Below are 329 nucleotides of genomic sequence, written 5' to 3'. Positions count from 1 at the left end.
CTGGTGTAATATCTGTTGTCGCATGCACTAAGTTTACAGTTATATTATCACTATCATCAGCTGTAAATTTGTAGTCCACTGTACTACTTTGATTATTTGCCAATGCATAACCATCGGGCACAACTACGTTGTAAGTTCCGGTTCCATCAACGTTCCCAGTCAAACTTGTATCTGAAGTCGTGACTTCAACTGAATTGTCAGGGTCCGTAATATCTTCGTAAGTTACTTTTAATGTTGCTTCATCTGCACTAGTTGTGACTTGATAACTTAATGCTGTCGCATCATTTGATTCATCCGCTGCGGCCGCATTAACCGCTGTCGCAATATGA

The 329-nt window shown here is 40.4% G+C and carries 1 protein-coding gene; it reads right to left on the bottom strand.

Annotation, left to right across the window (positions count from 1 at the left end; genetic code table 11):
- Nucleotides 1-329: hypothetical protein (locus FD16_RS12995; RefSeq protein ID WP_162255739.1), on the bottom strand; the 329-nt coding region annotated here is incomplete at both ends.

The sequence above is a fragment of the Paucilactobacillus suebicus DSM 5007 = KCTC 3549 genome (assembly GCF_001434475.1).
Taxonomy (GTDB): domain Bacteria; phylum Bacillota; class Bacilli; order Lactobacillales; family Lactobacillaceae; genus Paucilactobacillus; species Paucilactobacillus suebicus.
This window is presented reverse-complemented; position numbering and strand designations above follow the sequence as displayed.